The sequence below is a fragment of the Chryseobacterium sp. GQ58 genome, from assembly GCF_059758895.1.
Genome location: NZ_JCAXEH010000001.1, coordinates 232,557 through 252,406 on the forward strand (window position 1 = coordinate 232,557; position 19,850 = coordinate 252,406).

The window sequence follows — 19,850 nt, forward strand, 5'->3', positions numbered from 1 at the left end:
TTATAAAAGCTAATTATTTCAGATTTTTCTCTAAAAAGTCTGATAATTCTTCCGGAGTAATATCTTTTTGGATTATTATTCCCTCTGAATTTAAAAGAAAAGTTGTGGGAAATGTATTGATATTATACTTTTTTGATTCATCTCCATTTTCATCAAGAAAGTTTTGCCAAATTAAGCCATTCTTTTCAATTACTTTCTTCCAATTGTCTATATCTTTCGTTCGATCCGTTGATATATTAATTATCCCGAAACCTTTATTTTTATATTGATCATATAACTTTCTGTATTTTGGAAATTCATTTATACAAGGTGCACAATATGAAAACCAATAATCTATCAATATAAACTTTTTATTTTTTAGACTTTTAAAAAAACCTAAATCACTTTTTATTAATTGAAAAGGAAATTTCTTTGTTACTTGAATTTGTTCAAGTTTATTAATTTTCTCACTAAGCATAATGCCAGCTTTTGTTTTTTGTATCTTTAAAGATAATGCTTGGAATATACTCTTATATTTTGTTGAATAGTCCCAGTCATATGATATTTTATAAATTAGAAACCATAAAACTGAATATGAATCAGGATTATTAACAGTAAAGTTATAAATTTTATGGTTTTTAATTTCTTCATTTGCTTTAATTAACTGTGAAAAATATTTTTTTTCATTTTCAGAAAGACCGTCTTTTGAATCAGTCGCAATTTGGTCTAAAATCTTCTTTTTCTCATTTTCATATGTATACAAGATTTTATTAAATTCTTCTTCAAAATTGGAAAATAAAGAAGTTGGTTTTTCTAAATCATAATTGTAATTTCCTTCCTGCAATATATATATACCATAGTTTTTACCACATTCTTTTGAAGAGAGTCTATAAGCTTGAGGGTAACTAATTATTCCAGAAAATTGAAATTTCTTATTGATCACTTTTATGGATTTGGGGATAAATTCATAATAAATAGAATCACTTACAATTTTATCAAAATTAATTGTTTTACATTGTAAATTAGCAATTTTTCCGGAAAATGTAAAGTTATTATTTTGAGCAAAAAATAAGTATCCAAACAAAATTGAGAGAGCAACAAAACTTTTTTTCATACTTTTTTATTTTTTGATTATTAAATCTTTGTTTCACTATAAAGTTAAAAAAACGTTTAACAGTTTGTTAAACGTTCTCCATATAGCCTATTAGCAAAAGTTAGCTACGGCAGTGAGTCTGCCAACTTCCTTTGTCATCTTGACAATTCATACAACGTGAAGGCCAAATGCATTTTGTATCACATGGAGCTCCACACCATCCACCATCCATACTTTCTAAATATTTTAGACTTCCGATAAGTTCCTTTAATTCATTTCTAGAAAGTTTTTTTAAGTTTTTCATAAAAAAATAATTTTTAAATATTCTGTGTCATTATTGACTCCCTAAACTAAAAAACTATTTTAAACAAAACTACTTAAAATTATTGCTTTTTATAGCCTATAATATGAAAAATATTAAAATTTTTAATATATTTAACAATGAAACACAATAAAAATGAAAAAAGAAAAACTAATTCTTGCCAGAAAGTCAAAGAAAATCTCACAAACTGATGTTTCGGTTTATCTCAAAATCAGCCAGACACAATATCAAAAAAGAGAAGCGGGAAAGATAAAAATTCAGGATCAGGAATGGCAGAGAATTGCACAGCTATTGAATGTTCCTTTTGAAGATATTTATGAAGATCACTACGATCGACCATTCGGGATAAGTTTAAAGGAAGAATTAGAAAATTTAAAAAAAATGATTGCAACTTTAGAACAAAAGGTTGTTTGATTAAAACAATCTCAACTGCTGTTCTCTTGTTCCGGTAAAATTTTCTGTAGAAAGTTTTGGAAATTCTTTACCTTCAAAATATTTTTTTCTTCCTATTTTAAAAATACTATGTATCATTTCTGCAATATTTCCTTCTCCTTTATATCTTTCAAAATATCTTTTTTCGCCGAGTTTTCCGCCGCGCATAGAGCGGATCAGGTTTAAAACTTTTTGAGCTCTGTCGGGGAAGTTGGCTTCGATCCATTTTACAAATACAGGCTCTACCGTGTCATTTAATCTTACCAAAGTATATCCAAAACTTAAAGCTCCCGCGTCTGAAACAGATTTTAAAATAGATAAAGATTCGTCACTCGTCAATCCCGGAATAACAGGAGCAACCATTATATTGACCGGAATTTTATTTTCAGAAAGTATTTCAACCGCTTTGATCTTATTTTTTGCAGAACTTGTGCGTGGCTCCATTTTCCTCCTCACTTCTTCATTCATTGTCGGAATACTTAGCGAAACGGAAACTAAATTTTGTTCCGCCATTGGTTTCAAAATATCCAGATCTCGTAAAACTAAAGCATTTTTTGTAAGAATATTCACCGGATGCCTGTAATCTCTGCAAAGTTCGAGCAGCTTTCTGGTAATTTCAAAGGTTCTTTCGGCCGGCTGATAACAATCTGTATTCCCTGAAAGAAGAATTGGCGCCGGTTTGTATCCTCTTTTCTTAAAAAATTTCTCTAAAAGTTCGGGAGCATTTTTCTTGACCATTATTTTTCTTTCAAAATCAATTCCCGCACTGAAACCCCAATATTCGTGAGTTGGCCGCGCAAAGCAATAAGAACAGCCATGCTCGCATCCTTGATATGGATTCATTGAATATTCCATCGCCAAATCTTCGCTTTTTACGTGATTTACAATGGTTTTAGGAAAAACTTCGGTGAAAGACGTTTTTACAGTTTCGAAATCTTCATCTTCAGGCTCAAAAGTATATCTGTCGAAACGGTTGATTACATTTCGCTGTGCGCCTTGTCCTTTTATGATATTTTCGTTCTGCATTTCTGATGTAAAATTAAAATGCTTTGCTTTAAAAATAATAAGTTTTAACACTAAAGTTTTCCACAAAAAAAATCCAACACCGAAAAAATGGGTGTTGGATTTTTGAAAAAATTTATATTCTTACTATTTATTATTTGAAAGCATAAAACTCTATTCCGTGATCGTCATCGTCATATTTTTTGTCAAAATGTCTGTGGTGATCAGAATAATAATCACTATACTTTTTATGTTTTTTACTCAAAATTTTTTTAACGCCTATAAAACTTAATACTGCCAAAAGACCAATTCCTCCTGCCAGTAAAACTCCTGCTTCTTTTTTCATATCAGATAATTTTTCAAAAAAGGTTAAGCAAATAGTATACCTTTTTTAATTAATGAATTATAAATTTTGTTAGCAAAAGAAATTATTATTAATGATAAAACAATTGAATACTGCAAGAGATTGTGGTTTAAAAATTGTAGTAAAAGTTGTAAATTACAGCTAAATAAATAATATTATGGAAAATTCAGAGAACAACATTGACAGAATGACTACCTTAACGAGCGTGATGGAAACATTAAGACAAAGAGGTATCCACAAAGAATTCAGGATGAATGAAGAATGCGAGATGAAATACGAAGGATCCGATAAAAACTATCGTCCGGAAGAACTTACCATTGTAAAAACCTACCGCTTCGAAGGACCAAGCAATCCTGATGACAATGCCGTTTTGTATATTGTGACAGATAATGAAGGTAATAAAGGAATGATTTTAGATTCTTACGGAGCAGAAAGCAATTATCCCGGTGAAGAGTTTGACACTTTTTTGAGGGATATTCAAATTAAAGAAACTGACGAATTTGATATTTAAATAATAAATTTTCAAGCCTAAAACTACTCGGTTTTAGGCTTTTCTTTTTTGTTGAAAATCCTTTTAAAAAATCCTTTTTTCTTTTCTTCTTTCGGCTTTGGAGGCGAAGTGACAGCAGAAATTTCTTTCGTGGTTTCTTTTACAGCTTCTTTCACTTCTTTTACTGTTTCCACCGTATTTTTTACGCTCTTTTCTGTTTTACCGCTGATTCCGATCAGGGTTTGTTTCAGACCGTCTTCTATACCTTTCCAAAATAAATTAAAGAATGATTTTGTGGGATCTCTTTCCACGCCTTCCACGACAACAGATTCCGGAAATTTATCCGAGTCCGTTTTTACGAAAACATTGGCTACAGCACTCAAAAGCCCTTTTTTCTCTTTACTTTCTTTATCTAAAATTGATATTTTCAGATTTTTATGTTTCAAATTAAAAGTGCCTCCCAAACCTTTTGGATTTCCTTTAAAGTTAAAAAGCATTTGTTGAATCGTTCCCGAAGCAGAAACGCTCAAATACGGAATAATAAAAGCATTCATCGAGGTCGCCGGAATATCTGTCACACTACCTGAAATTACAAAACTGTCACCCCGATCCGCCGTATTGAAATGCCAGTCGACAGAAAGCGGCGAAGTCTTCATAAAATTACAGTCAATTTTAATATTTACCTGAGTCGGCTTTCCTTTCATCTTTGCAGAATTGAGGTTTTTAACGTCCATATTAAAATTGGTGAACGTCAGTTTTCCCGGTCCGTCACTTTGCGGCGTATCTTCTTCATACTCCAAAAGAGAGTTTTTAAGGTGAAGCTGATCAATAAACATCGGGATTTTTATATTTCTCAGCAATCTTGAATAAAGAAGTTTTTCTTTCGGATCATCAGCCGGAAGTTTACTTCTGAAAATATTGGCATCAGCCGATAAGATGGTTACATTTTTTGCATGAAAAAATTTATTTTCCGAAAACAGATCCCAGTTTCCGACGGCAGTTATTTGGCTGGCCTTAAGATTATACAAATCACTTTCCACAGGAATCATTCTGATAAATTGCGCTCTCGAAACAACCGGTTTCATCGCAAATTGATCAATCCGGATTTTATTTTTATTAAATTCTAAAAACCCGGTTGACATATTATAAAATCTGGTTTTGTAAGCCATATTATTGGCGGTCAGCCTGTAATCTTTTACTTTTACAGCCAATCCTTTATTGCCGGGTTTTTCGTTGAGTTCAATATCTTTAATTGTTGCATTCAGATTTTTAAGGCTTAAAGGCTGGCTGCCTTTATCATAAACAATGCTTGAATTCTTCAAAGTCACATTCCTTACTATAATCGGAAACTGAATTCCTTTAAAGTTTGATTTTTTGGTGTTTTTATTTTCTCCGGCTTTGATGGTTCCGTTTACATTATTTACCAAAACATTTTTCACATCAAGATTAAGCTTTTTTTCAACAATTTCCCACTTATTGATATTGAAAGCAATCTGGCTGGCTTTTAGATTCATTGAGTTTTTCCCTGAAGTATTTTTGGGAACAATGCTGATGTTTTTCAGATCACCTTTTTGTGGATTTAATGTAAAGCTTTTGACGCTGTAATCCTGATGATTTGAGTACAGAATTTCCCGTCCGGAAAACTGAAAATCTTTATATCTTATCGGAATTGTTTCTTTCGCAGTCTCTTTGCTGAATTCAAGATGATTGATATTTAAATTGACCTGTTTTGCAGATAAAAGCTTGCTTCCATCGGGTTTGTTTACCAATATTGTTGTGTTATTCAGCTTGATATCATCTAAATTTATTTCGTAATTAAAAGGCTTTTTTACCTCATCAGGAATCGCATTCGTGGTATAAACCAACAAATCCGGATTTTGAAAAACTGCATTGACAAGAGATATTTTATTTTTTTTCAGAACCACATCTTTAAAATCCATTTTCTGAATATTAAAGCGATACAGCTGAGTTTTTTTAGGATATTTACTTTTGAATTCGTCAAAGGTAACCAAAGGAATAAGCTTAAAATCCTCCACGGACATTTGGCCGTTTTCGGTCGTAATTTTACTTATATTTAAGGTATAAATATCATCCGGCTGAAAAAAGAAATTTTCCCCTTTGATGCTGTATTGATCAAAAACAACAGGAAGCTTGTCTTCAACAGATTTTTCGGTCATTTGCAGGTTTTCCACATAAAGATCCAACTGATTGACTGCTAAAAACTTCTGTTTGGTATGCTTGAAAATAGTAATGGTTCCGTCGTTGATTCTTATATTTTCAAAAACGGGCGGATTGGGCTTTTTACCGGTTTTTTCATCGACCGGTTTTGCTAAAATAATATTGAGATTCGGCTTTGATAAAAGCAAATCGGTTGAGCTTATTTTTTTATTAAAAATTGCATCATAAATTCCGAAACGACTTATTTTCAACGTGTCAATTGTACCTTGAAGCCCGACAACATCAATATTTTGCGGATTTTTACTGTTTACGGTAATTCCTGTTGCCAGAATATTTCCTGTTCCCAAATCTACATCCAGCCCTTTATAAGAAACTTTATAATCGGTGTTTTTCTTAATATAATTCGGAAGCTGGTATTTAAGCCAAATATTTAACCCGAAATTGGCAAGCAAAACAATTCCCAGCAAAATCCCGAAAAAAATCACTAATTTTTTAAACCATTTTTTTTTCATCATTGTGTTTAATTATAATTTTATCTCTTCACATTCATCTCAATAAAATAACCTTCATGTCCTCTTACATTCATAAAATTTCCGCCTTCAAATCCTAAATATTGTCCTTTAATTCCTGTTAATCTTCCTGTAAATTCCGGCTTTTTGTCTAAAGTAAAAGACGTTATTTTTTCGGGCTTGTCAAACGGATAATCGAATTTCCACAAATTTTCACCTTCCGAATAAAACTTCTGAAAATCATCAGGGAAATATTCTTTAATTTTTTGCTGAAAATCTGCCAAATCAACTTCATCTTCAAAATCGTCCTGAAGCATTTTTCTCCAGTTGGTTTTATCGGGAAGATGATTTTTTAAAGCAACTTCTATCATTCCCGCTTCATATCGATTCTCGGTTCTGGCGATGGGTAAAGCAAATGTCGCGCCCTGATCGATCCAACGTGTCGGAATCTGTGTATTTCTTGTCACGCCTACTTTCACGTCTCCCGTATACGCTAAATATACGGTATGCGGCTGTAATTGGATTTCTTTTTCTACATCAAGATCGCGCTCGCCAAGTCCCAAATGTGCTGTTGAAAGCTCCGGACGAATGATTGTATCGCTTGCGTAAGGACTTTCAAAAAAACAGCTTTTGCAGAATCCCATTCTATAAATCGTTTTGTCCAAATTACAATTCACACACTGAAATCCTGTATGCTTAATGCTTATTTCTTTCCCAAACAATTCGTTCATATGAATCAGATCGCCGGAAAGATTGAGATAATATTGTATCGGCTGATCATTGAAAGTTGTCATTTTTAAAATTTGTCCCTGAAACTGCATAATATATTTTTGTTACTTTTTAAAGTAAATTTAATCAAATATACATTTCAAAAGCTTAAATTTATACTTTTGTGCTATTAAAAAAACATTGATGACTTATCTTATAACCGGAGGAAGCGGATTTATTGGTTCTCACTTAGTTGAAGAGCTCCTAAAAAATGGACATTCTGTCATAAATGTTGACAATTTTGATGATTTTTATGATTATAAAATTAAAATTAAAAATACATTAGAAACTGTAGGAATTACTGATGATTTTGTGTTCACCAATGATAAAGAAATCGACATCAAAAAACTTATTAACAATTCAGAATCAAACAATTACAGTCTTCATTATTTGGATATTAGAAATAAGTCCGGTTTAAAAAATATTTTTGAAAATCATAAGATTGAGTTAGTAATACATCTTGCAGCGCTTGCCGGCGTTCGTCCTTCTATAGAAAGGCCTTTAGAATATGAAGAAGTTAACGTACGCGGCACAATGAATCTTTGGGAATTATGTAAAGAATTCAATATTAATAAATTTATTTGCGCCTCATCTTCAAGTATTTACGGAAATAATAAGAAAATACCTTTTTCGGAGACAGATAATGTAGATCACCCGATTTCTCCTTATGCAGCCACCAAAAGATGCGGAGAGATTTTAGGCCATGTTTATTACAGTTTATATGAAATCGATATGATTCAGCTGAGGTTTTTCACCGTTTACGGGCCGAGACAAAGACCTGATTTGGCGATACATAAATTCACAAAACTTATTTCTGAAAATCAGGAAATCCCTTTCTATGGCGATGGAAATACAGCAAGAGATTATACTTATATTGACGATATAATCGAAGGAATTATAAAATCTATACACTATTTAGAAGCCAATTCTAAAGTATATGAAATCATCAATCTTGGAGAAAATGAAGTAATAAGGCTTTCCGAAATGCTTTCTTTCATTGAAAAATATCTGAATAAAAAAGCAAAAAAGAAGCTGCTTCCCATGCAACCCGGTGATGTACATAAAACCTGCGCAGATATTACAAAAGCAAAAAGTTTAATTGGTTACCAGCCAACCACTGACTTCCAAAATGGCATAAAAAAATTTGTGGAATGGTTTTTGAGAAAATGACAGCAATATCCTGCAATTATGCTTAGAAAAGCATGCATAGTCAGCGATAGATAAAATTTTATAAAAAGAATTGAAAATCAAGTGATAAAAAAAGTTTATAATATAACCTATTTTTATACTTTTGCAAAAAAAATAAAATTATGTACTGGACATTAGAATTAGCTTCATATTTAAGTGACGCACCTTGGCCGATGACAAAGGCAGAGCTTATCGATTATGCAATCAGAACTGGTGCACCGATGGAAGTGGTAGAAAACCTTCAGGCGATTGAGGATGAAGGAGAGGTTTATGATGCAATTGATGAGATTTGGAGTGACTATCCAACAGATGAAGATTACCTTTGGAATGAAGACGAATATTAAGTAAAACATTGAGCTTTAAGCATAGCTTAGAGCTTTTTTAAATATTATTTTTGCGCAATTGGCGCATATTAAAAACGCTTAAAGTTTTCTTTAAGCATAAAGCAAAAAATTTATGAGTTTTTTAAACAAAGTTCTTAAAGGGTTTTTGGGAGACAAAAAAGCGCAGGACCTAAAGGAAGTAAAAAAAGTTGTAACAAAAATCAAAGCTGTTGAGCCAAGCATTCAGCAATTGTCTGATGATGGTTTAAGAGAAAAGACTGCTGAGTTTAAAAATAAAATAGAATCAGCAACAAGTAACATTACTTCTCAGATAGAAGAAATCAAAGAGCAGATCAAAAATTCAAAAAATGTTGATGAAAAGGAAGCTCTTTTTTCTAAAATAGAATCTTTGAAAAAAGACTCTTACGATATTGAAGAAAAAGTTCTTGCTGAGATCCTTCCGGAAGCTTTTGCACTGATCAAAGAAACATCCAGAAGATGGGCAGAAAACGGTGAAATCCGCGTAACTGCAACTGAAATGGATAAAGAACTTGCTGCTACCAGAGATTTCGTAGAAATCCAGGGAGATCAGGCCGTTTGGAAAAACTCATGGAATGCCGCCGGAACTCCTATCGTTTGGGACATGGTGCATTATGATGTTCAGTTTATCGGAGGAGTTATTCTTCACAGCGGAAAAATTGCCGAGATGGCAACCGGTGAAGGTAAAACTTTGGTAGGAACATTGCCTATTTACTTAAATGCTCTTCCCGGAAGAGGCGTTCACGTGGTAACAGTGAATGATTACCTTGCAAAAAGAGACTCCGCTTGGATGGGGCCATTGTATCAATTCCACGGAATGTCGATCGATTGTATCGACAATCATCAGCCGAATTCAGACGGAAGAAGAAAAGCATATAATTCAGATATTACTTACGGAACAAACAACGAATTTGGTTTTGATTATCTGAGAGACAACATGGTGACTTCACCTTCAGAATTGGTGCAGAGAGAATTAAACTTTGCGATTGTGGATGAGGTTGACTCTGTATTGGTGGATGATGCAAGAACTCCATTAATTATTTCGGGACCTGTTCCTCAAGGTGACAGACAGGAATTTGACCTTCTTAAACCTTCAATCGACAGAATTGTTGAGGTTCAGAAAAAAACAGTTTCTGCAATTTTTAATGAAGCTAAAAAATTAATTGCTGCCGGAAATACTAAAGAAGGAGGATTCAAATTGCTTCAGGCTTACAGAGGTTTGCCAAAAAACAGACAATTAATTAAATTCTTATCGGAAAGCGGAAACAGAGCATTGCTTCAAAAAACTGAAGCGCAATATATGCAGGACAACAACCGCGATATGCCGATTGTAGATAAAGATCTTTATTTCGTAATCGAAGAAAAAAACAATCAGGTTGATTTGACAGACAAAGGTGTTGATTACATGTCTCAAGGAAATTCTGATAACAACTTCTTCGTTTTACCGGACATCGGAACAGAAATCGCTGAATTGGAAGCTAAAAATTTATCTAAAGAAGAAGAATTTGAAGCTAAAGAAAAATTATTCTCTGATTTTGCAGAAAAGTCTGAAAGAGTTCACACCATGAGCCAATTGCTGAAAGCATACACATTATTTGAGAAAGATGATGAATATGTGGTAATTGACGGTGAAGTAAAAATCGTTGACGAGCAAACCGGCCGTATCATGGAAGGAAGACGTTATTCAGACGGTCTTCACCAGGCGATTGAAGCTAAAGAAAATGTAAAAATCGAAGCTGCAACACAAACTTTTGCAACTGTTACGCTTCAAAATTATTTCCGTATGTACAACAAACTTGCGGGGATGACGGGTACAGCGGAAACAGAAGCGGGAGAACTTTGGCAGATTTACAAATTAGACGTTGTGGTAATTCCTACCAACCGTCCTATTCAGAGACACGACAGACAGGACTTGGTTTTCAAAACCAACAGAGAAAAATATAATGCCGTAATTGAAGAAATCGAAAAATTAACAGCAGCCGGAAGACCTGTATTGGTGGGAACTACTTCTGTTGAGATTTCACAATTGCTTTCAAAAGCACTTCAATTAAGAAAAATTCAGCATCAGGTATTGAACGCGAAGCTTCACAAAAAAGAAGCAGAAATCGTTGCCGGAGCCGGTCAGCCAGGAGTTGTAACTATTGCAACCAACATGGCGGGTCGTGGTACCGACATTAAGCTTTCTAAAGAAGTAAAAGAAGCGGGTGGTTTGGCAATCATCGGAACCGAAAGACACGATTCTAGACGTGTTGACAGACAGTTGAGAGGTAGAGCGGGACGTCAGGGAGATCCGGGAAGTTCGCAATTCTATGTTTCTTTGGAAGATAACTTGATGCGTTTGTTCGGTTCTGAAAGAATTGCAAAAATGATGGACAGAATGGGCCATAAAGAAGGCGAAGTAATTCAGCATTCTATGATCAGCAAGTCTATCGAAAGAGCTCAGAAAAAAGTAGAAGAAAACAACTTCGGGGTAAGAAAAAGATTGCTTGAATATGATGATGTGATGAATAAGCAGCGTGACGTTATTTATAAAAGAAGAAAGAACGCATTATTCGGAGACCATTTGAAGTATGACATTACCAATATGATCTTTGATGTTTCAAATTCTATTGTGGCTAAAGGTAAAGCAACCGGAAGCTATAAGGATTTTGAATTTGAAATCATTAAAAATTTCACAATGGAATCTCCTATTTCTGAAAACGATTTTAAAAATAAGCAAATTCCGGAGCTTACAAATATGCTTTTCAAAGCGGCTCAGGATGATTATAACATGAAACTGAACCTTTTAAAGGAAAAATCATTCCCTATTATTGAGAATGTTTATCAAAATCAAGGTTCGATGTTTAAAATGATTCAGGTACCTTTCACGGACGGAACGAAAACATTAACGATCGTTACAGATTTAAAAGAGGCTTTTGAAACTCAATGTGACAGCCTGATCAATGATTTTGAAAAGAATATTACTTTATCTATCATCGACGAAAACTGGAAACTTCACCTTCGTGAAATGGATGATCTGAGAAAATCTTCTCAGGGTGCCGTTTATGAGCAGAAAGATCCGTTGGTAATTTACAAGCAAGAATCTTTCCACCTTTTCAGCGAAATGGTAGACAAAATGAACAAAGAAATTATTTCTTTCTTATACAGAGGAGAAATTCCTGCATAAAAAAATCAATTTAAAATATTGTAAAAAACCACTTCAAATGAAGTGGTTTTTTGTTATTTAATGAATAAGAATAGTAAAATAATATGACAAATATCAATTCGTTATTTTATTTAGAATAATTAAAAAGAATATATTTGCAAAAAAAATTATTTTCATGAATAAATTATTGATTTGCGCTTCAATGTTGGGAACTATGTTGACGCTGGCTCAGGAAAGAGATACTATAAAATCTGATAATATTGAAGAAGTTGTTATCAACGGGAAATATTATAAAAAATATGTAGAAAAAGAAGGCTCTTCTTCCATGCGTTTAGATGAAGCTTTAATCAAGATTCCTCAGAATGTTTCCATTATTACCAACAGAGCTTTAGAAGATCAACAGGTGACGACTTTAAGCGACGGTGTTCTTCGAAATGTTGCCGGAGCTCAAAGGCTGGAACATTGGGGTGATATGTACACAAGAGTAAATATGCGCGGCTCAAGAGCAGCAGCGTTCATGAACGGTGTAAATGTGACTTCAAACTGGGGCCCATTAAGTGAAGATATGAGTTTTGTAGATCATATCGAATTTATCAAAGGTCCTTCAGGATTCTTAATGTCAAATGGAGAGCCGAGCGGTATTTATAACATTGTTACAAAAAAACCTACAGGAAATGCTTTAAATGGTACAGCCAGAGTGACTTTAGGAAGTTTCGATATGTACAGAGGTGAAACCGATATTGATACAAAAATCACCGACAAAGTGGCTTTCAGATTGAATTTAATGGCTCAAAACAAAAAAAGTTTCAGAGATTATGAATTCAACGACAGATATATAATTAATCCATCATTAAAAGTAAATCTTTCTGATAAAACAACTTTAACAGCGGAATATATCTACCAAAAAGCAAAAATGTCTGAAGTAGGTTCTGCTTATGTTTTCAGCTATGACGGTTATGCGACGAAGCCTGTAGAATATACTATGACTGATCCTGGTATAGATCCGACAAATGTTGACAACAATACTGTAAACGTTAATTTACAACACAAATTTAATGATAACTGGAAACTAACAACTCAATTAAGTTATATCAACGAATATACATTAGGGAGTGATATTTGGCCTTCATCATTTTCACCAAATGGCGAAATGATCAGAACACTTTACTTTTGGGAAGCAAGCAATGTCATGAAATTTGGGCAGGCGTTTTTAAACGGATATGTTAGAACGGGATCTGTATCTCACAAAATATTAACTGGACTAGATTTGGGTTCAAAAAAATATCTTGCAGATTGGAACCAAAGCCATGATTTAGATACTGAAGAAAATCCATTTAATATAAATTCTACTACATATACTCCTCCAAGTAATGGGTATGCAAATTTTGACACGAGCACTTCTTTACTTCAAAGGGCAACACCATTTGGTACCATTGAACAAAATTACACCGGCTTATATGTACAAGATGAGCTTGGTTTCTTTAATGATGCTTTAAGATTAACACTTGCGGCGCGCTATACCAACATTAAAGAAAATTCCTATGGTACGGTAGCCGAAGCAGAAAAGATAACGCCAAGAGTTGGAATTAGCTATTCTATTGATGATAATACTTCTGTTTACGGGCTATATGATCAAGCATTTGTTCCTCAAACAGGCTTATTCAGAGACGGCAGTACGGCAAAGCCATTGACCGGTAATAATTTTGAAGTAGGTTTTAAAAAAGATTGGTTTGCAGGAAAGTGGAATACGACTTTATCATTATATAATATTAATAAAAATAATGCTATTACAGGAGATCCAGACCAAACTGATAATCCTAATGGAAGATATTCCATCTTGCTTGGGAAAACAAGAGTACAAGGAGTGGAGTTTGATCTAAAAGGGGAAATTGTAAAAGGGTTTAACGCTATCATCAATTATGCGTTCACAGAAAATAAATTTACAGAAACCACTGCCGTGAGCAATGAAGGGGATAGAGTTCCGGGATACGCAAAACATACAGCAAACGGATGGTTAAATTACACATTTACAGATAACATTTTAGAAGGTTTCGGACTAAGCTTCGGAGGCACATATCTTGCCGACAGAAGCAGCTGGGATTGGGGTGGAAGCAATACCCAACAAATGAATGATTATGTAAAATTCGATGCCGGTGCTTCATGGGAAAATTCAAAATTCAGGGTAAACTTTAATGTATTTAATGTTTTCAACAGATATTTATATTCAGGATCGCCTTACGGAGAATATTACTATTATCAAGCGGAAGCTCCAAGAAACTTCAGGTTATCAATAGGATATAAATTTTAAATAAACAAAAGTTAGCCGTAAAGGTTAACTTTTTGATATGAAGAAAAAGCATCATCATAAGAAGAAGCCTTCATTTACAAAAAAATGGTCTGCCAAGCTGCATTTGTGGTTTGGCTTGTCCATTGGTATCATTGTTTTCATTGTTTCCTTAACGGGGACTATGTATGTTTTTAAAGATGAAATACAAAATGTGCTTCGAAAAGATGCAATTTATTTAAATCAAGAAACAGTAAACGATAAACCTTTATCAATAAATATTCTTCAGGAAAAAGTTTCTTTGGTTCTTCAGGAAAAATTTCCGGTAAGTTCTGTTGAGATCCCTTTAGATAAATCAAAATCCTATAAATTTTTATATTACGAAAAAGATAAAAAAGCCTGGAATTATTTTGATGAAGTAAAAATCAACAAATTAGTTTTTGTCAATCAATATACAGGAGAAATAATCGCGGTTTATAATGAAAAATATGATCTCTTCCCTATTTTAAAATCCATTCATTGGAGTTTATTGCTAAAAGCGGGTTGGGGAAAATATGTAATCGGAATTCCTGTTGTTTTATTCATTATTATGCTGATCACCGGAATTGTACTTTGGTGGCCAAAAAATAAAAAAGGACGAAGAGGACGTCTCACTTTCGACTGGAAAAACGTAAAAACATGGAAGCGCAAAAATTATGATCTCCACAATATTTTAGGTTTTTATGCTTCATTTATTGCTTTATTAATGAGCCTTTCGGGAATTTATTTTGCTTATCCTTGGGTAAAAAACACTTTTAATCTTGCTTTATCCGGCGCGATAGATTTACCGAAAGAAAAGGAAATAAAATCTACGGATTCACTTTTAGCAAAAACCAATTCTGTATTTGATCTTGCGGCATTTGAAACAAGAAAATTATATTCAAACTCTTCAAGTTTCAGAATTCAGCTCAACGGAAAAAATAAAAAAGGAAAAGAACTGAAAAATATCCCGGTAACGGTTTATGGAAAAGACGGAAGATACAGTGAAAGAAACCAGGTGATTTTCGATAAATATTCAGGAAAATTACTGGCAAATAAACCTCATCAAAAACTTAACAACGCAGAAAAATATGCCAATGCCAATTATGACATTCACACAGGGTCATATTTCGGGTTATTCGGAAAAACAATTTGGTTCATCACCGGATTAGTCTGTACATCATTGCCCGTGACAGGTTTTTTGGTATGGCTGGGAAAACAAAAGAAAAAGAAACTAAGGATATAATGAAAAGAATAACTCTATCTGTAGCCTGTTTGGCTGCCATTTCAACATTTGGGCAGCAAAAAGACAGCATCAACACAAAAGAAGTAGAAGAAGTTGTATTGACGGCTTCTAGAAAAAAAGAAAATATCAAAGAAGTTCCAAGCTCGATCACAATTGTTGGTGAGAAGCAGGTTCAGTCACAATTAACGGTTAATTCAGATATTACAAGCATTTTACAATATACGGTTCCCAGTTTGGGAACAAGCTCCGGGCAGACTTCAAATACCGGACAAACTCTTCGCGGACGCCAGGTTTTGGTATTAATTGACGGTATTCCGCAGTCTACTCCACTTCGAAACGGAGCAAGAGATTTAAGAGTGATCGATCCTTCCGCTATTGAAAGAATTGAAGTCATAAAAGGAGCTTCATCCATCTACGGAAACGGCGCAGACGGAGGTATTATCAATTATATTACACGAAGAAGCAAATCTGACAAAAAAATATCGGGTATTTCGCAGGTTGGAATCACAGGCCAGCAATATGGTGGAACTTTAGGTTTCAGAGCGAGTCAGCTTTTATCGGGTAAGGTTAATAAATTTGATTATGTCCTTTCATTGGCATATGAAAAAACAGGCTACATGAAAGATGCGGACGGCGTTTACATGAGCCCGACATACAGCACAGCCAAAATGAATAATTACAACGGAATGTTGAAATTAGGCTACAATATTAATGAAAACCAAAGAGTTGAAGCATCTTACATCGGTTACGCAACAAAATCTGATTTAAATTTAGGTTTAAAAACTGGAAAGTACGGCGTAACACCGACAATCGGTGAAGGTGAAGGAAAAAACCTTGAAACAACTCCGCAGGGAACACCAAGAAATCATAATTTCAAGGTAAGTTATGATAACCAAAATCTGTGGAAAGGAACCTCTTTCAACGCCAATCTTTATTTACAGGATTTCAGAACGGTTTATGGATATAGCGATACTTTTTTCAACGGCGGTCAATCGAATGTAATTTCTAAAAAATCCGGAGCCAGAGCCAATTTCGATACTCAATTATGGAATGCTGAAAATTCTCAAGGTGAAATTATTTATGGTTTGGATGTTCTGAACGATCAAACGGTTCAAAAGCTGGAAGATGGCCGTTTCTGGACTCCCGATATGAATATGACCAATATTGCGCCTTTCCTTTTGGTTAAAATCGATTTAATGAAAAAATTAACGATAAAAGGAGGACTTCGTTATGAAAATATCTCGGTCGATGTCGGAGATTTCAATACACTTTCCACCATCAAAAGTGACGGAACTTTTACTCAAAGTATTTTTGTTACGGGTGGAAATCTAAAATACAATGCATTAGTTGGAAACATCGGAGTTCGCTATAATATTGAAAATTATATTAATCTTTTCGGAAGCTTTTCACAAGCCTACTCTATCAATGAATTAGGAAGAATCTTAAGAAACTCAACAGAAGGAACAATACAGAATCTTGAAACAAAACCAATTATTGTTAATAATTATGAATTGGGAGCAACAGGACAAATTGCTAAATGGATCAATTATGAAATCACGTCTTATGTAAGCACTTCAAAATTGGGAGCGACTTTCGTACAAAGTGCAGACCGCGCATTAACCATTCAAAGATCACCTGAAGTAGTGTATGGTGTGGAAGGATTTTTACATTTTACTCCAAAAAAATGGATCAATTTCGGAGGAAGCTACAGTTGGATGGAAGGAATCACTTCTGTAAAAGACGACGGAGATTATTCAACAAAAATCAACAACAGCAGAATTTCTGCCCCGAAAATTTTGGCGTATGTTCAGGTGAGGCCAATCGAGGCTTTATCAATTGGCTTAGACATGCTTCATTCTTTTAGTCAGGACAGATTTTCGCCAAATGCAAAAGGATTGTACGCTTATGGAGAAGGTAAAGTTCCGGAATTCACTGTTTTTAACCTAAAATCCAGCTACGAATTTGATCAAAACTGGAAATTGTCTTTAGGAATTGAAAACTTATTTAATAAGAAATATCAGCCAGCAATTGCTTGGTGGGCAGCAAGAGACAGCGACTTTACCAACTCTTTGGGAATGAGAGGAACGTTTATGATTGAGTATAAATTTTAATAAATAAATAAAAAGTAAACCATAATTTGCAAAACTTTCTCTAAAACATGAAGAAAAAACATCATTATAAAAAGAAGCCAAGTCTTTTCAAAAAATGGACCGGAAAGCTGCACCTTTGGTTGGGATTGTCAATCGGACTGATCATCTTTATTGTTTCCGTAACGGGCGCTTTGTATGTTTTCAAAGATGAAATTGAAAATATTACCCGAAAAGACGTCATTTATCATCACGAAAAAAATATCGAACAGAAGCAGGTGCTTCCGATTCGTGTTTTAGAAAGATCAGTTGACGCTCAGGTAAAGGAAAACTATAAGATTCATTGGGTAAATGTGCCTATTGACAAGGCAATGTCTTACCAGTTTTATTGGTATGAACACAATACCGATGCGTGGAATTATTTTGATGAATTTCCTATTTATAAAGTCGCTTACGTAAATCCTTACGATGGAAAAGTTTTAAGGACTTATGACGAAAAAAACGGTTTTTTCAACATTGTAAAAATGATTCACTGGAGCTTTTTATTAAAGCAGGATTGGGGGAAATATGTGGTGGGAATTCCTGTGATTATATTTATCATCATGCTTATTTCAGGGATTATTTTGTGGTGGCCAAAAAACAGAGCTGCAAGAAAGCAGCGTTTTTCATTCAAATGGAAAAACATCAAAAGCTGGAAAAGAAAGAATTATGACCTTCATAATGTTTTAGGCTTTTATGCTTCAATATTTGCTTTGATTTTCTCAATTACAGGCTTATTTTATGCTTTTTTTATTGTTCAGGCGATGATTTATGTTGTTTTTTCAGGCGGAAATACGGTTTATCCGGACTTTTCTCACATTACAACCAAAGCGCCGATAGAAGCCCGTACGGAAAGCACATTGGATAAAGTAATCAATACCGTTCACTTAAAATATCCAAACTCTTTCGGATTTTCTGTTGATTTGGGGCATCCTCATATGGACGATCACGAGCATCCGAATTTTTCAGTTTTCGTAAAGCATTTATCTTATTCTTATCATAAAAACAGCAGCCTTATTTTTGATGAAAACTCCGGAGAGCTTTTGCATACACGGGATCATAAAGATAAAGACCTTGGTGAAAAAGCTGTAGCAGCCAATTATGACGTTCATGTCGGATCAATTTTAGGTTTGCCGACAAAAATTATTGCCTTTATTGTGAGCCTTATTTGTGCCTCACTTCCGTTAACAGGATTTTTGATCTGGTGGGGAAGAAGAAAGAAAGCTAAAAAAACAGTGCGCTCCATTTAAATATTATTTGATTAATCCTTATTAATACAATCTTTTTTATAAATTTATTGCCTCGAAATTATACAATAAGAAAATGTCAGTAGTAGATTTGTCAAAACAGGTTGCATTAGGTATCGATATCGGTGGGACCAATACTAAATTCGGTTTAGTAAATCATAGAGGCGAAATTTTAGTAAAAGGCTCTTTGCCAACCGATCAGTTTGAAAGTCCTGAAGCATTTGTTGATGCTCTTCATGAAAATATTCAGCCTTTGATCGACGAACATTGCGAAGGAAAGCAAATCAAAGGAATCGGCGTGGGCGCTCCAAACGCAAATTACTACAGAGGCACCATCGAATTGGCTCCTAACCTGCCCTGGAAAGGCGTTATCAATTTTGCTGAATTAATGACTGCGAAATTCGGGCTGCGTTGCAAAATGACCAATGATGCCAATGCCGCCGCTCTTGGTGAGATGATGTATGGCGCCGCAAGAGGCATGAAAGATTTTATCATGATTACTTTAGGAACCGGTGTAGGAAGTGGAATTGTTTCCGGCGGAAATTTAATTTACGGTCATGACGGTTTTGCAGGAGAATTGGGCCACACTATTGTAAAGCCCGGCGGAAGAAAACACTGGAGCACAGGCTCAGAAGGAAGCCTTGAAGCTTATGCATCGGCAACGGGAATTGCCATTACAGCAAAAAAAATGAGAGCAGAATTTCCAGATTCTATGCTTAATCAATATCCTGAAGAAAAAATAGACTCTAAAACAGTTTTTGAATGTGCTGTAAAAGAAGATCCTGTAGCAATAGAAGTTTTCAGATACACGGGACAGAAATTGGGCGAAGCGCTGGCCAACTTCGTCATGTTTTCTTCACCTGAAGCTATTTTATTATTTGGCGGAGTTATCAAAGCCGGAGATTTTATTTTAAAACCCGCCAAGCTTCATATGGAAAGGAACCTTCTTCCAATTTTCAGAAGCAAAGTAAGACTGGTTTTCAGCGAGCTGGATGAAGCTGATGCCGCAATTCTCGGAGCAAGTGCTTTGGTCTGGGAAAATCAATAAGAAATTTAAAAATAATTATTAAGCATCCTTTTCTGGATGCTTTTTTACT

General features: G+C 34.3%; 16 protein-coding genes. 10 read left to right on the top strand and 6 right to left on the bottom strand.

Annotated elements, in window-relative coordinates:
- Positions 1-13 precede the first annotated feature (13 nt).
- Together AC6CHK_RS01095 and AC6CHK_RS01100 are read right to left on the bottom strand one after the other, a co-directional pair.
- The gene (locus AC6CHK_RS01095; protein WP_498092746.1) at positions 14-1,093 is read right to left on the bottom strand and encodes a TlpA family protein disulfide reductase; all 1,080 of its coding nucleotides are present in this window, start codon (positions 1,091-1,093) and stop codon (positions 14-16) included.
- Between the two features lie 100 nt (positions 1,094-1,193).
- Complete coding sequence (locus AC6CHK_RS01100; RefSeq protein ID WP_498092748.1) at positions 1,194-1,376, bottom strand: bacteriocin-like protein; 183 nt, start codon at positions 1,374-1,376, stop codon at positions 1,194-1,196.
- A 153-nt stretch (positions 1,377-1,529) separates the two neighbouring features.
- Between AC6CHK_RS01100 and AC6CHK_RS01105 the strand changes: the two genes are divergently transcribed.
- A complete protein-coding gene (locus AC6CHK_RS01105; RefSeq protein WP_498092750.1) occupies positions 1,530-1,808 on the top strand; it encodes a helix-turn-helix domain-containing protein in 279 nt (92 codons plus the stop codon).
- Here AC6CHK_RS01105 and AC6CHK_RS01110 read toward each other — a convergent pair whose 3' ends face one another.
- A complete protein-coding gene (locus AC6CHK_RS01110) occupies positions 1,809-2,852 on the bottom strand; it encodes a PA0069 family radical SAM protein (protein WP_498092752.1) in 1,044 nt (347 codons plus the stop codon).
- Positions 2,853-2,982: 130 nt separating this feature from the next.
- Positions 2,983-3,174 carry a hypothetical protein gene (locus tag AC6CHK_RS01115; protein WP_498092754.1) on the bottom strand — a complete coding sequence of 64 codons (192 nt, stop codon included), beginning with the start codon at positions 3,172-3,174 and terminating at the stop codon, positions 2,983-2,985.
- A gap of 175 nt (positions 3,175-3,349) precedes the next feature.
- On the opposite strand from AC6CHK_RS01115, the gene AC6CHK_RS01120 reads away from it, so the two are divergent.
- A complete protein-coding gene (locus tag AC6CHK_RS01120; RefSeq protein ID WP_498092756.1) occupies positions 3,350-3,703 on the top strand; it encodes a hypothetical protein in 354 nt (117 codons plus the stop codon).
- Positions 3,704-3,726: 23 nt separating this feature from the next.
- Here AC6CHK_RS01120 and AC6CHK_RS01125 read toward each other — a convergent pair whose 3' ends face one another.
- Both AC6CHK_RS01125 and AC6CHK_RS01130 read right to left on the bottom strand, forming a co-directional pair.
- On the bottom strand, positions 3,727-6,375 hold the full coding sequence (locus AC6CHK_RS01125; RefSeq protein ID WP_498092758.1) for a hypothetical protein: 2,649 nt from the start codon (positions 6,373-6,375) through the stop codon (positions 3,727-3,729).
- A 17-nt stretch (positions 6,376-6,392) separates the two neighbouring features.
- Entirely contained in the window at positions 6,393-7,190 is a 798-nt protein-coding gene (locus AC6CHK_RS01130; protein WP_498092760.1) for a DUF2797 domain-containing protein, read from the bottom strand.
- Positions 7,191-7,281: 91 nt separating this feature from the next.
- Here AC6CHK_RS01130 and AC6CHK_RS01135 point away from each other — a divergent pair, with 91 nt between their 5' ends.
- The 8 genes from AC6CHK_RS01135 to AC6CHK_RS01170 all read left to right on the top strand — a co-directional run bounded on the left by AC6CHK_RS01135 (position 7,282) and on the right by AC6CHK_RS01170 (position 19,801).
- Positions 7,282-8,307: a GDP-mannose 4,6-dehydratase gene (locus AC6CHK_RS01135; RefSeq protein ID WP_498092761.1), complete on the top strand. Its 1,026-nt coding sequence runs from the start codon at positions 7,282-7,284 to the stop codon at positions 8,305-8,307.
- 140 nt (positions 8,308-8,447) lie between these two features.
- Positions 8,448-8,669 (top strand): DUF2795 domain-containing protein, encoded by a 222-nt coding sequence (locus AC6CHK_RS01140; protein WP_034709134.1) that lies wholly within the window; start codon positions 8,448-8,450, stop codon positions 8,667-8,669.
- A 112-nt stretch (positions 8,670-8,781) separates the two neighbouring features.
- The gene (secA, locus tag AC6CHK_RS01145) at positions 8,782-11,853 is read left to right on the top strand and encodes a preprotein translocase subunit SecA (protein ID WP_498092763.1); all 3,072 of its coding nucleotides are present in this window, start codon (positions 8,782-8,784) and stop codon (positions 11,851-11,853) included.
- Between the two features lie 154 nt (positions 11,854-12,007).
- Entirely contained in the window at positions 12,008-14,140 is a 2,133-nt protein-coding gene (locus AC6CHK_RS01150; protein WP_498092764.1) for a TonB-dependent siderophore receptor, read from the top strand.
- A 37-nt stretch (positions 14,141-14,177) separates the two neighbouring features.
- Complete coding sequence (locus AC6CHK_RS01155; protein ID WP_498092766.1) at positions 14,178-15,380, top strand: PepSY-associated TM helix domain-containing protein; 1,203 nt, start codon at positions 14,178-14,180, stop codon at positions 15,378-15,380.
- Entirely contained in the window at positions 15,380-17,491 is a 2,112-nt protein-coding gene (locus tag AC6CHK_RS01160) for a TonB-dependent receptor (RefSeq protein ID WP_498092768.1), read from the top strand. The genes AC6CHK_RS01155 and AC6CHK_RS01160 overlap by 1 nt, the downstream gene beginning before the upstream one ends.
- 47 nt (positions 17,492-17,538) lie before the next feature.
- Positions 17,539-18,756 (top strand): PepSY-associated TM helix domain-containing protein, encoded by a 1,218-nt coding sequence (locus AC6CHK_RS01165; RefSeq protein WP_498092770.1) that lies wholly within the window; start codon positions 17,539-17,541, stop codon positions 18,754-18,756.
- Between the two features lie 73 nt (positions 18,757-18,829).
- The gene (locus AC6CHK_RS01170; protein ID WP_498092772.1) at positions 18,830-19,801 is read left to right on the top strand and encodes an ROK family protein; all 972 of its coding nucleotides are present in this window, start codon (positions 18,830-18,832) and stop codon (positions 19,799-19,801) included.
- Positions 19,802-19,850: the final 49 nt, after the last annotated feature.

Bases quoted from the DNA above. Each gene is read 5' to 3' on its own strand.
- AC6CHK_RS01105 (WP_498092750.1), top strand. From the start codon at position 1,530: ATGAAAAAAGAAAAACTAATTCTTGCCAGAAAGTCAAAGAAAATCTCA.
- AC6CHK_RS01165 (WP_498092770.1), top strand. From the start codon at position 17,539: ATGAAGAAAAAACATCATTATAAAAAGAAGCCAAGTCTTTTCAAAAAA.
- AC6CHK_RS01115 (WP_498092754.1), bottom strand. From the start codon at position 3,174: ATGAAAAAAGAAGCAGGAGTTTTACTGGCAGGAGGAATTGGTCTTTTG.
- AC6CHK_RS01110 (WP_498092752.1), bottom strand. From the start codon at position 2,852: ATGCAGAACGAAAATATCATAAAAGGACAAGGCGCACAGCGAAATGTA.
- AC6CHK_RS01150 (WP_498092764.1), top strand. From the start codon at position 12,008: ATGAATAAATTATTGATTTGCGCTTCAATGTTGGGAACTATGTTGACG.
- AC6CHK_RS01170 (WP_498092772.1), top strand. From the start codon at position 18,830: ATGTCAGTAGTAGATTTGTCAAAACAGGTTGCATTAGGTATCGATATC.
- AC6CHK_RS01120 (WP_498092756.1), top strand. From the start codon at position 3,350: ATGGAAAATTCAGAGAACAACATTGACAGAATGACTACCTTAACGAGC.
- AC6CHK_RS01140 (WP_034709134.1), top strand. From the start codon at position 8,448: ATGTACTGGACATTAGAATTAGCTTCATATTTAAGTGACGCACCTTGG.
- AC6CHK_RS01095 (WP_498092746.1), bottom strand. From the start codon at position 1,093: ATGAAAAAAAGTTTTGTTGCTCTCTCAATTTTGTTTGGATACTTATTT.
- AC6CHK_RS01160 (WP_498092768.1), top strand. From the start codon at position 15,380: ATGAAAAGAATAACTCTATCTGTAGCCTGTTTGGCTGCCATTTCAACA.
- AC6CHK_RS01100 (WP_498092748.1), bottom strand. From the start codon at position 1,376: ATGAAAAACTTAAAAAAACTTTCTAGAAATGAATTAAAGGAACTTATC.
- AC6CHK_RS01125 (WP_498092758.1), bottom strand. From the start codon at position 6,375: ATGATGAAAAAAAAATGGTTTAAAAAATTAGTGATTTTTTTCGGGATT.
- secA (WP_498092763.1), top strand. From the start codon at position 8,782: ATGAGTTTTTTAAACAAAGTTCTTAAAGGGTTTTTGGGAGACAAAAAA.
- AC6CHK_RS01135 (WP_498092761.1), top strand. From the start codon at position 7,282: ATGACTTATCTTATAACCGGAGGAAGCGGATTTATTGGTTCTCACTTA.
- AC6CHK_RS01155 (WP_498092766.1), top strand. From the start codon at position 14,178: ATGAAGAAAAAGCATCATCATAAGAAGAAGCCTTCATTTACAAAAAAA.
- AC6CHK_RS01130 (WP_498092760.1), bottom strand. From the start codon at position 7,190: ATGCAGTTTCAGGGACAAATTTTAAAAATGACAACTTTCAATGATCAG.